The 12559-nt window shown below is 64.2% G+C and carries 13 protein-coding genes and 1 other annotated feature; of the genes, 6 read left to right on the top strand and 7 right to left on the bottom strand.

Going from position 1 to position 12559, the window contains the following annotated elements:
• Positions 1–256 precede the first annotated feature (256 nt).
• Together BF95_RS13025 and BF95_RS13030 are read right to left on the bottom strand one after the other, a co-directional pair.
• Entirely contained in the window at positions 257–757 is a 501-nt protein-coding gene (locus BF95_RS13025) for a hypothetical protein (protein ID WP_043151824.1), read from the bottom strand.
• 369 nt (positions 758–1126) lie between these two features.
• Positions 1127–2257: a serine hydrolase gene (locus BF95_RS13030; RefSeq protein ID WP_043151839.1), complete on the bottom strand. Its 1131-nt coding sequence runs from the start codon at positions 2255–2257 to the stop codon at positions 1127–1129.
• A 171-nt stretch (positions 2258–2428) separates the two neighbouring features.
• Here BF95_RS13030 and BF95_RS13035 point away from each other — a divergent pair, with 171 nt between their 5' ends.
• On the top strand, positions 2429–3277 hold the full coding sequence (locus tag BF95_RS13035; protein ID WP_043151825.1) for an alpha/beta fold hydrolase: 849 nt from the start codon (positions 2429–2431) through the stop codon (positions 3275–3277).
• Between the two features lie 115 nt (positions 3278–3392).
• Here the strand turns inward: BF95_RS13035 and nadB are convergent, their stop codons facing one another.
• From nadB to BF95_RS13060, 5 genes are all read right to left on the bottom strand, one after another.
• The gene (nadB, locus tag BF95_RS13040) at positions 3393–4997 is read right to left on the bottom strand and encodes an L-aspartate oxidase (protein WP_043151826.1); all 1605 of its coding nucleotides are present in this window, start codon (positions 4995–4997) and stop codon (positions 3393–3395) included.
• Between the two features lies 1 nt (position 4998).
• On the bottom strand, positions 4999–5445 hold the full coding sequence (locus BF95_RS26435; protein ID WP_043151827.1) for an endonuclease domain-containing protein: 447 nt from the start codon (positions 5443–5445) through the stop codon (positions 4999–5001).
• Positions 5445–6380 (bottom strand): ABC transporter ATP-binding protein, encoded by a 936-nt coding sequence (locus tag BF95_RS13050; RefSeq protein WP_043151828.1) that lies wholly within the window; start codon positions 6378–6380, stop codon positions 5445–5447. Before BF95_RS13050 ends, BF95_RS26435 begins: the two co-directional genes overlap by 1 nt.
• A gap of 56 nt (positions 6381–6436) precedes the next feature.
• Positions 6437–7531: an AI-2E family transporter gene (locus tag BF95_RS13055; RefSeq protein WP_051520011.1), complete on the bottom strand. Its 1095-nt coding sequence runs from the start codon at positions 7529–7531 to the stop codon at positions 6437–6439.
• A 62-nt stretch (positions 7532–7593) separates the two neighbouring features.
• Entirely contained in the window at positions 7594–9090 is a 1497-nt protein-coding gene (locus BF95_RS13060; RefSeq protein ID WP_043151829.1) for an alkaline phosphatase, read from the bottom strand.
• Positions 9091–9233: 143 nt separating this feature from the next.
• Between BF95_RS13060 and BF95_RS13065 the strand changes: the two genes are divergently transcribed.
• Genes BF95_RS13065 through arsH form a run of 5 tightly spaced genes read left to right on the top strand, consistent with a single transcriptional unit; the run spans position 9234 to position 12382 of the window.
• Complete coding sequence (locus BF95_RS13065) at positions 9234–9587, top strand: ArsR/SmtB family transcription factor (RefSeq protein WP_043151830.1); 354 nt, start codon at positions 9234–9236, stop codon at positions 9585–9587.
• Positions 9584–10105, top strand: a complete 522-nt coding sequence (locus BF95_RS13070) for an arsenate reductase ArsC (protein WP_043151831.1) — start codon at positions 9584–9586, stop codon at positions 10103–10105. Before BF95_RS13065 ends, BF95_RS13070 begins: the two co-directional genes overlap by 4 nt.
• Positions 10102–10548 (top strand): arsenate reductase (glutaredoxin), encoded by a 447-nt coding sequence (gene arsC / locus BF95_RS13075; RefSeq protein WP_043151832.1) that lies wholly within the window; start codon positions 10102–10104, stop codon positions 10546–10548. The genes BF95_RS13070 and arsC overlap by 4 nt, the downstream gene beginning before the upstream one ends.
• 2 nt (positions 10549–10550) lie before the next feature.
• Positions 10551–11624 carry an ACR3 family arsenite efflux transporter gene (gene arsB / locus BF95_RS13080; protein WP_043151833.1) on the top strand — a complete coding sequence of 358 codons (1074 nt, stop codon included), beginning with the start codon at positions 10551–10553 and terminating at the stop codon, positions 11622–11624.
• Positions 11621–12382, top strand: a complete 762-nt coding sequence (arsH, locus tag BF95_RS13085; protein WP_051520012.1) for an arsenical resistance protein ArsH — start codon at positions 11621–11623, stop codon at positions 12380–12382. Before arsB ends, arsH begins: the two co-directional genes overlap by 4 nt.
• Positions 12383–12443: 61 nt before the next feature.
• Positions 12444–12497: a sequence feature (sul1 is cis-regulatory element that is thought to sense ions involved in sulfur or methionine metabolism; They are found in Alphaproteobacteria), on the top strand.
• Positions 12498–12559 lie beyond the last annotated feature (62 nt).

Here is a 12559-nt window from a genome sequence, read left to right on the forward strand (position 1 = left end):
GAGAAGGGGTGGTAAGAAGATGTTCCTCAAAGGTCGTCACCCCGGACCCTTCGACAGGCTCAGGACGGACTTGATCCGGGGTCCATGCGCCTCCCCCTCTCAGTAACGCCAAACGGTTAAGCCAATGGATGACGGGTCAAGCCCGGCATGACGGCAAGGGTGGATTGCGGACTGGCGGGTTTTGGGGATATGATCAGCGATAGCTGACGTTGCGCGATAAAAAATCATGCGGCGACAGTCGCCCCAGAGCGGACGTTTACTCAGGCGCTCGTTGCTGATTGAAGCGCCACTTTCGGATCGCCTGAACGCCAGCAAGGACCACCAGCCCAACCCCAAACGTGAGCCAGACTACTCCCCATCCATGAAAAACATCTATCTCCGTCGACTTCTTCCAAATTAGCCCTGCGCCCATGAGTGCCGCAATCAGAAGTTGACCGTAAGTGATTTTGGAGAAGGCAACCGCACGCGCCTCCTCCTTGGTCAATGCTGGACCTTCTGGGGTTCGGCGCTCTAATTCGCGTGATGGAGCATTCCAAGCCCAGTAATATATGGCCATGAAAGGCAGCAAGATCGCTGCTATCCCGCCCCACATCGCAATCTGCGCGATGGCGCTATCGGCATCCGGGGTTAGCCAGACTAGAAGCAGTATCAGGCCAACGGTGGCAGGAAAGATGGACCACGTGGCGTAGCGAATGCGCTTGTTGAAAGCCGCTACAAACTCGTCTCGTTCCGAGTGGCTTACGCGAAATTGGCGCAACCCCTCTGATACTTACGATAGAATAAGCCCTGTTCACCGACCGAAAACTGATCAGCGAAAGTTTGCCGCAGGCGATCCAAGTGAGCGTTGCCAAACATGCGGACAATTTAGACAAATATCGGCGGCACGCAATGACCGCTCTCCACCAGATTTGGCCATTCAGTCTTCTTCCTGCCATCTGAATTAGTGTCCGGTTTCAGGCACATGGATAATCTGACGGAGCGACAAAAAATGGTCGTTTGCGGAAGGTCCACTCCTAGCGACACTGCGGATCGCGTTGACCATCGGCATCGCCCCGCCTACAACCGCGTCATAGCCAACCTATCCCGCGACAGCACAGACACACCATTCCTCACTGATCGATCACAATCAGCGCTGATGGTTCGCCGCGACCGCCTTCGCCACGCCCTGCATCAAGGCCCAGCGTTCGGGGATCGACACGGTGGTCGATCCGATCAGCACGGCGACGGCATAGCTGGTGCCATCGGGCGCGGTCATGATGCCGATGTCGTTATAACCGGTCGAGCGCGGGGCGAGATCCTGCCCCGTGCCGGTCTTGTGCAGATAGGACCAGCCGGGCGGCACCCCGCCCTTGATCCGCTGCGGCCCGGTCTTCGCCTCGGACATCACGGACAGCAACAGGCGCGAAGAGTCGGCCGAGAGCAAATCCCCCTGCTTGAGCTTCGCGAGCGCCCCGACGATCGCGGTCGGGGCAGCGCCGTCTGGCGGATTGGCGAGATAATTGTCGAGCGCCCTGACCCGCGCTGCCATCTGCAATCGGGCGCGCGCGGTGTAGAAATTGCGCCCGATCGAATAATCCTGCCGCCAGTCGAGCCCCGCCGTCGCCGATTGCAACAGCCGTTCGCCGGGGCCAAAGCGGATATCCTTGATCATCCGCCGCGCCAGATAGCCGCGTACCGCCTCCGGCCCGCCGACCGCGCGCAACAATGTGTCATTGGCGGTATTGTCGCTGCGCGTCATGGCGCGGCGCATCAGGTCGGAATAGCTGGTGGTCCAACCGCCGGTCTTCACCATGGCGGCGGACGGCTGATGGAACAGCGTCAGATCATTTTTCGTGATCGTGGTCGTGTCGGTCAGGCGCAGCTTGCCGCGATCCACGGCGTCCAGAAACGTCAGCGCGACCCAGAGTTTCGACACGCTCTGCTGCGGGAAGAGGGCATTGCCATTCCAGGCGACGGTCCAGTCGGCGTCGACCCGGCGGACGGCGATGCCGACCTTGCCCCTGAAGCCCTGGCCCAGATTGCGGATCGTGCTGACCAGCACGGGCGATGGCGCATCATGCGGGCTGACGGCACGATGGGGCAGGGGGCGGCTTGGTGCCTGCCGGATCGGCCAGCTATTGGCCGCTGGTTTCGGTTTGGGCGATGCGCTCGCGGCCGCCTGCGCCGGGCGCGGATCGGGTGCGCTCACACAGGCCGACAGGGCCATAATCAGAAGGACCAGGCGCGCAAACCCGCCCCGGTTGTCATTCGATGCCATATATTCCCCGCATTTTGCACTCGCATAGGGGCGCTCGCCGCTTTTGGGGGCAAGACCGATGCGACGAATGATTCCACAAATGCGACGGTAGGAGCCCGAAGGATGCAACCCTTTGATCGGCGGCGCCATCGCTCAGTTGCGGTTCAGCGAGCGCCGGGCAATAGCAGGCCCATGACAGACAAAGTGATGAACAGGCGCAACTGGTTGTTCGGCGCATTGGCGACCGGCGGGCTGATCCGGGCGGGTGCGGCGCAGGCCGCGCCCTTTACGTCGCGCCGGATCGCCGTGACGGTGCGCGGCACCGGCCGCGACGTGCTGCTCATCCCCGGCCTCGCCAGCGGCCCCGGCATCTGGAACGGCGTGCTGGCGGCCTTGCCCGGCTATCGCTTTCACCTGGTCCATGTGCGCGGCTTTGCGGGATTGGCGGGGGAGGCCAATGTCGGCAGTGATGCCCTGCTGCGCCCGGTCGCGGACGAGATTGCGCGCTATGCCGCTGCCGCCGGACTGAAGCGCCCGGCGGTCGTCGGCCATTCGATGGGCGGCACGCTGGCGATGCTGCTGGGCCTTAAAGGGCTGGCGGGCCGGGTCATGGTGGTCGACATGCTGCCCGCTGGCGCGGCGATGGTCGGCGGCACGGCCAGCGGGCTTGGCTATCTCGCCGATCAGATCGGTGGCTATCTGACCGGCACGGCGGCGGGGCGGCGCTATCTGGGGCAGATGGTGGCGCAGACACCGGGCGCAAAGGGCAGTGACCCCGATGTCATCGCGCATGCGCTACGCGATCTGGCCAACACGGATCTTGGCCCGCAATTGCCGCGCCTCACCGTCCCGCTGGAGGTCGTCTATGCGATCGGATCGGATCGGGAGCAGGCCGCCGCCATCGCCAGCCGCTTCCGCACTGCCTATGCCCCCAAGAAGGACGCACTGCTCCGCGCCATCGGTCCCAGCGGCCATATGGTGATGGCCGATCAGCCTGCGCGCTTCCACGCGGCTCTGGGTGATTTTCTGAAGCGCATTTGACGGGCGTCAAAGCCGATAAGGGCGGCTGGGCGTATATCGCAGATCCCGGACATGCTTTTAGCATTTTCCCCTCCCCCTCAAGGCGCGGCGCCCCCCGGCGACCGCGCCAATTTTTTCAGGGGGCCAGCACCGTATCGATCGCGTCGTCCAGCGTATCGGGATAGTCGAGCGTATAGTGGAGGCCCCGACTTTCCTTGCGATGCAGCGCCGATCGCACCACCAGCCGCGCGACTTCCAGCAGGTTGCGCAATTCGATCAGGTCGGGCGTGACGCGGAAATTGCCGTAATAATCGTCCACTTCCCGCGCCAGCAGGTCGATGCGATGCTGAGCGCGCTCCAGCCTCTTGGTGGTGCGGACGATGCCGACATAATCCCACATGAAGCGGCGGATTTCCTTCCAATTATGCTGGACGATGACTTCCTCGTCGCCATTGGTGACGCGGCTTTCGTCCCACGGCCGGATCGGCGGCGGGGCGGGCAGGTCGTCCCAATTGGCGCGGATATGCTTGGCCGCCGCTTCGCCGAACACGAAACATTCGAGCAGCGAGTTGGAGGCGAGGCGGTTGGCTCCGTGTAGCCCGCTTTCGCTGACTTCGCCCGCAGCATAGAGGCCGGGCAGATCAGTGCAGCCATCCAGGTCGATCACCACGCCGCCGCAGGTATAATGTTGCGCGGGCACCACCGGGATCGGCTCCTTGGTGATGTCGATGTCGAGGTCCAGCAGCCGCGCATAGATGGTCGGGAAGTGATGCTTCACAAACTCCGGCGGCTTGTGGCTGATGTCGAGATGGACATAGTCGAGGCCCAGCCGCTTGATCTCATGGTCGATGGCGCGCGCCACGATGTCGCGCGGGGCCAGTTCCTCGCGCGGGTCGAAACGCGGCATGAAACGCTCGCCGCCGCCCGGCACGCCCGGCGGGAGCTTGAGGTGCCCGCCCTCACCGCGCACCGCTTCGGTGATCAGGAAATTCTTGACCTCCAGATTGTAAAGGCAGGTGGGATGAAACTGGTTCATCTCCATGTTCGACACGCGGCACCCCGCGCGCCAGGCCATGGCGATGCCGTCGCCCGTCGCGCCGCGCGGCGCGGTGGAGAAGAGATAGGTGCGCCCCGCGCCGCCGGTGCATAATATGGTCGCACGGCCCACCAGCGCATCGACATGCCCCGTCCGCCGGTTGAAGGCATAGACGCCCCAGACATGGCCGGCCCCCGAATAACGCTCGCCATGGCGGGAAGTGATAAGGTCGATCGCGACCATATCCTCCATCAGCGTGATGTTGGGATTGGCCCGTGCGGCCTTCAGCAAGGCGACCTGCACCGCATGGCCGGTGGCGTCATCGACATGGATGATGCGACGGTGGCTATGCCCGCCCTCGCGCGTCAGATGCCAGCGCTCGCCAAATTCCTCACCGCCGTTGAAGGGGACGCCCAGCGCCGCCAGCCGCTCGATCGCGGCGGGCGCTTCGGACACGACGAACTCGACCGTCGCCTGATCGTTGAGGCCCGCGCCCGCGACCATCGTGTCATGGACATGCGCCTCGAAACTGTCACCGCCGTCGAGTACGGCGGCAATGCCGCCCTGCGCCCAGTTTGTCGACCCGCCGTCAAGCGCGCCCTTGGCCAGCACCAGTACCTTGCGGTCCTGCGCCAGGTTGATCGCAGCGGTAAGCCCCGCCGCGCCCGAACCGATGATGATGACGTCGTGGGTAGTGGTGGGCATTTTACTTCTGCTCCCCTCCCGCTTGCGGGAGGGGCCGGGGGTGGGCCTGCGCAAGGGTGGTGTGGATATGCGTTACGACGCCTTCGAGATTTTCCATCACATCGGCATTGGAAAAGCGCAAGATTTGATAACCTTGGGCATGGCAATAATCGTCTCGACGGGCATCATACGCAACGATGTGGTCATGACTTTCGCCGTCGAGTTCGATGATGAGGTTTAGTTCTCGGCACAGGAAGTCCGCGAAATAAGGACCGATTGGCATCTGACGGCTGAATTTATAACCGAGTTTTCGGTTGCGGAGTTGTTGCCACAATAAGCGTTCGGGTGTCGGGGCGGCGTTGCGGAGGCCTTTTGCGCGGTCTGTTTCGCGTCGTTTGAATGTCGGCGCTGGCCCACCCCCTAGCCCCCTCCCGCCTGCGGGAGGGGGAACAAGAGGGGCTTCGCCCATCACGCAGCCGCCGCCGTCAAATTCAAGAACACATCTTCCAGATCCGGGTCGCGGGTCACCACATCGACGATCGCCAGCCCGCTCGCCTGCACGGCGCTCAGCACCTGGCCTGCATTGGCGCGGTCCTTGAGGTAGGTGATGGTCAGGGTGCGCTCGCCCGTCAGCTCGATCTTTTCGAAGCAGGGGGCATCCGGCACCAAGGTCACATCGCGGTCGACCGTGACCTGCACCACCTTTTCCTGCGCCATCGCCAGCAATTCACGCGTGGGCTTGTCGGTGATCAGCTTGCCATGGTTGATGATGCCGATGCGGTCGCACAGTTGCTCGGCTTCTTCGAGATAATGGGTCGTCAGCACGATCGTCACGCCCAAGGCATTGAGTTCGCGCACATATTCCCACAATTGCTGGCGCAATTGCACATCGACGCCCGCGGTCGGTTCGTCCAACACAAGGATCGGCGGGCTATGCACCATCGCCTTGGCCACCAGCAGACGGCGCTTCATGCCGCCCGACAGCGTGCGGGCATAGGCATTGGCCTTGTCCTCCAGATGCACGGCGCGCAGCAATTCCATCGACCGGCGCTTGTCCTTGGGCACGCCATAGAAGCCCGCCTGATTTTCCAGCGTCTCGAACGGCGTGAAGAAGGGGTCGAACACGATCTCCTGCGGCACGATGCCGATGCTATTCTTCGCGTTGCGCGGATTGACGTCGATGTCGAAGCCCCAGATGCTGACCGACCCTGCGGTCTTGTTCACCATCCCGGCCAATATGTTGATCGTGGTCGACTTGCCTGCACCATTGGGGCCGAGCAGCCCGTAAATCTGCCCGCGCGGGATCGACAGGTTGATGCCGTCCAGCGCGCGCTTGCCGCCCTTATAGACTTTGGTGAGATCGCGAATGGCGATGGCGGGTGCGGGGGCTGGCGTGTCGGTCATGGCTGATCTCTATGGGGATCGACAGGGGCGAAGGAAAGAGGGCCAGGGGCCGGGGCTTAATCGGCCCCGGCGACCTTGATCGGCTTGCCCAGCATCGATTGCACATACAGACGTTGCACCGCGACGAAAATGACGACCGTCAAGGGCGCCGCCAGCAGCACGCCGAGGAAGCCGAACAGCAGGCCAGCGGCGAACACCGCGAACAGCAGCACCGCCGGTGGCACGTCGACGGCATGTTTCTGGATCATCGGCTGCAGGAAATTGCCCTGCAATTGCTGGATCACCAGGAACAGGACCAAGGTCCACAGCGCAGCCATCGGCGATACGGTAAAGGCCAGCAGCACGGCTGGGAAGCCCGCGATGACCGGGCCGACCATCGGAATGATGTCCAGCAGGCCAGCGATGACGCCAAGCCCGCCCGCCGCTGGCACGCCGAGCAGGGCAAGGCCCGCCCAGGTGAGCGCCGCGACGACCAGCGAAGAGACCGCCTGGCCGACCATCCAGCCCTTCAGGCCGCCCGACGCATCGTCCAGCGCCAGTGCGACCGTGTCTTCTGCGCGCTTGGGAATGAGCAGGAGCAAGCCCCGGCGATAGGTGTCGGGGTCGCCCGCCATGAAGATCGCGCCGACCAGCACCAGCACGAAGTCGGCAAGGCCACTGCCCGCCGCCAGCGCATAGCCGCCCGCCTGCGACACGAGCTGGGACACGTCCTGGCCGCCCCCCTCGACCAGTTGCCGCGCTCGGTCGCCAAGGCCGTACCGGTCGAGCAAGTCTTCGACGCTTTGCAGCGCGCGGGGGACGGTTTCGCGGATCGTGTCGAATTCCTGCGCCAGTTGCGACCCGAACAGCGCGAACGCGCTTACGAACAGGGTGATCATGCCGATGACCGACAGGGCGAGCGCCATCGAACGCTTCATGCCGGTAATGCGGCACAGCCAGCTGGCGATCGCATCGAATACCGCCGCGATCACGATCGCCGCGAACACCAGCATCAGGAAACGGGTCAGTTCGACCATGATCCATGCCAGGCCGACGATGCCCACCACGACCAATGTGGCATTGGCAACCCGGCCGGGGCTGTAGGGCGAGGAGGGGGCCGCCGGTTTCGGCTGCGATTGCGCCGTGGCGGCGTCGTCATGATCAAGGGTCATGCATGCCTTCTATCGTGCATGATCCGTCGTGCAACCTGTTGCTGGCGCAAAAGCGCCAGGGGCTATTCGGCGGTCGGCCCGGCCAGCGCGTCCCGCATGATATAATAGAGGCTGTGCTGCTCGATCGTGCCCTTGACCAGATGCGCCATCGGGCCTGAAGCACGGGCCAGGACATCGTCGCCGCCATGGGTTTCGGAACCCAACGGCACCAGCGCCTGCTGGCGATAATCGAGCGCGGTGGTGTCGGTCTGGAGCGGATCGGCGCGCGGCGTGTCGATCGTCGCGCCCGGCCCATTGGCATAGCCCAATGTCGTATAGCCCTTGCCATCCTTGGCCTTGAGCGCCTGACCACCGTTGGTCACCGCGCCCAGGATGGGGTTACCCCGGCCGGGATAGCCGCTCATCGCGAAAGTGTGGCTATGGTCGGCGGTGACCAACACCAGCGTATCGGCGCGATCCGTCATGTCCATCGCGACCTTCACCGCCTCGTCCAGCGCGATCGTGTCCTCCAGCGCGCGGCGCGCGTTCCCGGCATGGTGGGCATGGTCGATCCGGCCCGCTTCCACCATCAGGACATAGCCCTTGTCGCGGCTGCCCAACATGGTGATCGCCGATCGGGTCATGTCCGCGAGCGACGGCTCGCCGCCTGTGTCCTTGGCGCGGTCTGCCTCATATTGCATATGGTCAGGCTCGAACAGGCCGAGCAGGCGGGGCGTGCGCGTCAGGTCCACCTTGGCGAAATCCGCGCTGTTCCAGACATAGGCCCCGCGCGGATTGCGCCGCTGCCAGGCCTTGGTCAGGTCCTTGCGGTCGGTGCGCTTGCCCGTCGTGGCGGCATATTCGGGATCGCGGCTGGTGGTCGGCAGGAAATTGGCGCGGCCCCCGCCGAGGATCAGGTCGAGCCGCGCGCCGACGTCGCCCTCCACCATCTGCCGCGCAATGTCGATGCACCCCTGCGCGCGGGCGTCGGGCGTCAGGTCGCCATCGGCTTCCCAATCGCGCTGGGCAGTATGGGCATAGGTGGCGGCGGGCGTCGCATGGGTGATGCGCGCGGTCGAGATGACGCCGGTCGCCATGCCCTGACCTTGCGCAAAGCCGAACAGCGAGGGCAGGCGATGCGCCTTGCTCGTCGCGCAGTCATTTTCCGGCACTTCCGGGCCGACGCCGATGACGCCGTTGCGGGTCTTGACCCCGGTCAGGATCGCCGTGGCGGTCGGTGCGGAATCCGATACCTGCCCGTCATGCGAGTAGGTTTTGACCAGCGCGGTGCTGGACAGGCGATCCATGGTCGGCACGAAGGATTCGCCATCCACGCCTTGGCGTTGCCCCTGATGGATGCGCGCCGCCGTCAGCGTGCTGACGCCCATGCCATCACCGATGAACAGGATGATGTTGCGCGCCTTGCCGACGACCGGCGCGTCCGCCTTGATCCGCGCCAGTTCGGCCATCGCCTGCGCGCGATAGGCGTCGGTGGTGCTGGCATGTTGCGCCAGCGCCGGGCTGGCGGCGATCAGCAAGGCAAGAACGGACGAACGGGCAAGACGGCGGGCAGCGACCATGAAGAGACTCCTTTGCCGCACCCCCTTTCATCCAATCATGACAAAGGTGCTACAGAAGGCCTATATTTTCACATCTATCGAAATGTCATTGACGGGTGCGGCGCAGCGCCATATTTCGACGACAATCGAAGCAAGGACGCGCCATGGATCAGGACAAGGCCGTCGCGGCGCTGGCCGCGCTGGCGCAGGATACGCGCCTTTCGGTATTCCGCCTGCTGGTGAAGGCCGGACCCGACGGCATGATCGCAGGCGCTCTGGCGGAAGCGATGGACGTCCCGCCATCGACCATGTCGCACCATCTGGCCAAGCTGGAGCAGGCCGGGCTTGCCACCTCCTGGCGCACTAGCCGCCTCATCCATTATGCCGCCGACTATGCCGGGATGCAGGCGCTGCTTGGCTTTCTGATGGCCGATTGCTGCCAGGGCGATCCGAACCTGTGCGCCGGTCTTCTCTCTTCCCTTACGTGCGACGCCGTTTCTGAAGGAGCCCCAGCATGACCGACAAAGTCTATAATGTCCTGTTCCTGTGTACCGGCAATTCGGCCCGCTCGATCCTGGGCGAAGCGCTGATGAACAAGCTGGGCGCGGGCCGGTTTCGCGCCTGGAGCGCGGGCAGCCAGCCCAAGGGCGCGGTTCACCCCATGGCCCTGTCCGTCCTGTCGGGGTTGGGGTTCGACACGGAAGGCATGCGCTCGAAAAGCTGGGACGAGTTCGCCGCGCCGGGTGCGCCGCAGTTCGATTTTATCTTCACCGTCTGCGACAATGCGGCGGGCGAGACCTGCCCGGTGTGGATCGGCCATCCCATGACCGCCCATTGGGGTATCGTAGACCCCGCCGCGGTCGAAGGGGAGGGGCAGCGCGACGCCTTCCTGACCGCGCTGCGCTATCTGCGCAACCGCATCACGCTCTTCCTCGAACTGCCGCTCGACGCGCTGGATGCCATGGCGACGCAGCGCAAGCTCAAGGAAATCGGCCAAGGCGAGGGTGCCAGCGTCCAGGCAGGAGCCAACGTATGACCCACGACATCATCATCTATCACAATCCCGAATGCGGGACGTCGCGCAACACGCTGGCGATGATCCGCAATGCGGGCATCGAACCGCATGTGATCGAATATCTGAAAGCCCCGCCCTCGCGCGCGCTGCTCGAAAGCCTGATCGTCCGCGCGGGGATGACGCCGCGCGCCCTGCTGCGCGAAAAGGGCACGCCCTTTGCCGAATTGGGGCTGGACGATGACAGCCTGTCCGACGCCGCACTGATCGACGCGATGATGGCGCACCCCATCCTCATCAACCGCCCGCTGGTCGTGTCGCCGCTGGGCGTCAAACTCTGCCGTCCCTCCGAAGCGGTGTTGGACCTTATTCCAGCGGCGCAGCAAGGCGCGTTCGCCAAGGAAGATGGCGAGCAGGTGATCGACGCTACGGGCCAGCGCAGCCCCAAGCCGGTCGGGAGCGCATAATCATGGCCGCATCCGACGCCAATGGCGCATCCGCCTCGCCACTCGGCCTGTTCGAACGCTGGCTCTCGCTCTGGGTCGCGTTGGCTATCGCGGTCGGGATCGTGGCGGGCAATGTTGCGCCCGGTGCCTTTGCGACGCTGGCCGGGCTGGAAATCGCCTCGGTCAATCTGATCGTCGCGGTGCTGATCTGGGCGATGATCTATCCGATGATGGTCGGCGTCGATTTCGGCAGCATCCGCGACATCGGCCGCAAGCCGCGCGGCCTCATCATCACCATCGTCATCAACTGGCTGGTCAAACCCTTCACCATGGCGGCGCTCGCCGTCCTGTTCTTCGACTATCTCTATACCGGCCTCATTCCGCGTGGCGATGCCGACCAATATATTGCCGGGCTGATCCTGCTGGGGGCCGCGCCCTGCACCGCGATGGTGTTTGTCTGGTCGCAGATGACGCGCGGCGACCCCGCCTATACGCTGGTGCAGGTATCGGTGAACGACCTGGTAATGATCGTCGCCTTCGCACCCATCGTCGCGCTGCTGCTGGGCGTCACCGACATCGTCGTGCCGTGGGAAACGCTGCTGCTCTCGACCCTGCTCTATGTCGTGATCCCGCTCGCGGCGGGGGCTTTGACCCGGCATCGGGTGATCGCCGCGCATGGCGGCGACGTGGCGGCGGTCGATGCCTTTACCGCCCGGCTCAAACCCTGGTCGATCATCGGCCTGCTGGCGACGGTGGTATTGCTGTTCGCCTTCCAAGCCGAAACCATCGTCGGGCAACCATTGCTGATCGCGCTGATCGCGGTGCCGATCATCCTCCAATCCTATGGCATTTTCGCGCTGGCCTATGCCTGGGCCTTCGCCTGGAAGGTGCCACACCGGATCGCCGCGCCCTGCGCCCTGATCGGCACCTCCAACTTCTTCGAGCTCGCCGTCGCGGTCGCGATCGGCCTGTTCGGCCTGTCGAGCGGTGCGGCGTTGGCGACCGTCGTCGGCGTGCTGGTCGAAGTGCCGGTGATGCTCTCGCTGGTCGCCTTCGCCAACCGCACCCGGTCGCGCTTTGCGGAGGCAGAGGCATGAGCGACACGGTGCCGTTCGCCTATCTCCGCCCGCTGGCCGATCCCGACCATTTGCCCGCGTTGCACCCCGACTACGCCCATCGGCGGCCCGCGCTGGGCTTAGGCGCTCTCGACCCGCCACCGCGCATCCTGCTGCTCTACGGATCGCTGCGCGAGCGCTCCTATTCCCGGCTGGTGGTCGAGGAAGCCGCGCGCCTCCTGCAGTTTTTCGGCTGCGAAACACGCATCTTCGATCCGCGCGACCTGCCGCTGCCCGATCAGGTGGCGGGCGACGATCATCCCGCCGTCGATGAATTGCGCGCCCATTCGCTGTGGTCGGAAGGGCAGATCTGGTGCAGCCCCGAACGCCATGGCCAGATCACCGGCATCATGAAGACGCAGGTCGACCATCTGCCGCTGGCCTATAAAGGACTGCGCCCCACCCAAGGGCGCACCCTGGCGGTGATGCAAGTGTCTGCCGGATCGCAATCCTTCAACAGCATCAATACGCTGCGTATCCTCGGCCGATGGATGCGCATGTTCACCATCCCCAACCAGTCCTCCGTCGCCAAGGCTTATGAGGAATTTGACGAAGCCGGGCGGATGAAGCCATCCCCCTATTATGACCGCATCGTCGATGTGGTCGAGGAACTGGTCCGCTTCACCGTCCTGCTGCGGCCCCATGCCGACCAGCTGGTGGACCGCTATTCCGAACGCAAGGATCGCGACGAACCCGTCGCCACCCATGTCGAGAAGGCGGGGCTGGCGACATCGGTCTGACCGGTCGTTCGCCTTATCGCTCTTGCGCCGGTCCTGCATCTTGGATAGGGGGACCGCATCCATTGGACCCGGCATCGTCGGGTGGCTCGGCCCGGCGCCTATCCCCGGGATAACCATTAGCGAATTTGGGCTTCGCTTTTCCGAGTTTTGAGCGTTTCCGCGCACACACGCGATGCC

The sequence above is a fragment of the Sphingobium sp. Ant17 genome (assembly GCF_000588875.1).
Taxonomy (GTDB): Bacteria; Pseudomonadota; Alphaproteobacteria; order Sphingomonadales; family Sphingomonadaceae; genus Sphingobium.

What these genes read in the sequence shown, in the direction of transcription:
- BF95_RS13030 (WP_043151839.1), bottom strand. Translation starts at nt 2,257, where the DNA reads ATGGCATCGAATGACAACCGGGGCGGGTTTGCGCGCCTGGTCCTTCTG.
- BF95_RS13035 (WP_043151825.1), top strand. Translation starts at nt 2,429, where the DNA reads ATGACAGACAAAGTGATGAACAGGCGCAACTGGTTGTTCGGCGCATTG.
- nadB (WP_043151826.1), bottom strand. Translation starts at nt 4,997, where the DNA reads ATGCCCACCACTACCCACGACGTCATCATCATCGGTTCGGGCGCGGCG.
- BF95_RS26435 (WP_043151827.1), bottom strand. Translation starts at nt 5,445, where the DNA reads ATGGGCGAAGCCCCTCTTGTTCCCCCTCCCGCAGGCGGGAGGGGGCTA.
- BF95_RS13050 (WP_043151828.1), bottom strand. Translation starts at nt 6,380, where the DNA reads ATGACCGACACGCCAGCCCCCGCACCCGCCATCGCCATTCGCGATCTC.
- BF95_RS13055 (WP_051520011.1), bottom strand. Translation starts at nt 7,531, where the DNA reads ATGACCCTTGATCATGACGACGCCGCCACGGCGCAATCGCAGCCGAAA.
- BF95_RS13060 (WP_043151829.1), bottom strand. Translation starts at nt 9,090, where the DNA reads ATGGTCGCTGCCCGCCGTCTTGCCCGTTCGTCCGTTCTTGCCTTGCTG.
- BF95_RS13065 (WP_043151830.1), top strand. Translation starts at nt 9,234, where the DNA reads ATGGATCAGGACAAGGCCGTCGCGGCGCTGGCCGCGCTGGCGCAGGAT.
- BF95_RS13070 (WP_043151831.1), top strand. Translation starts at nt 9,584, where the DNA reads ATGACCGACAAAGTCTATAATGTCCTGTTCCTGTGTACCGGCAATTCG.
- arsC (WP_043151832.1), top strand. Translation starts at nt 10,102, where the DNA reads ATGACCCACGACATCATCATCTATCACAATCCCGAATGCGGGACGTCG.
- arsB (WP_043151833.1), top strand. Translation starts at nt 10,551, where the DNA reads ATGGCCGCATCCGACGCCAATGGCGCATCCGCCTCGCCACTCGGCCTG.
- arsH (WP_051520012.1), top strand. Translation starts at nt 11,621, where the DNA reads ATGAGCGACACGGTGCCGTTCGCCTATCTCCGCCCGCTGGCCGATCCC.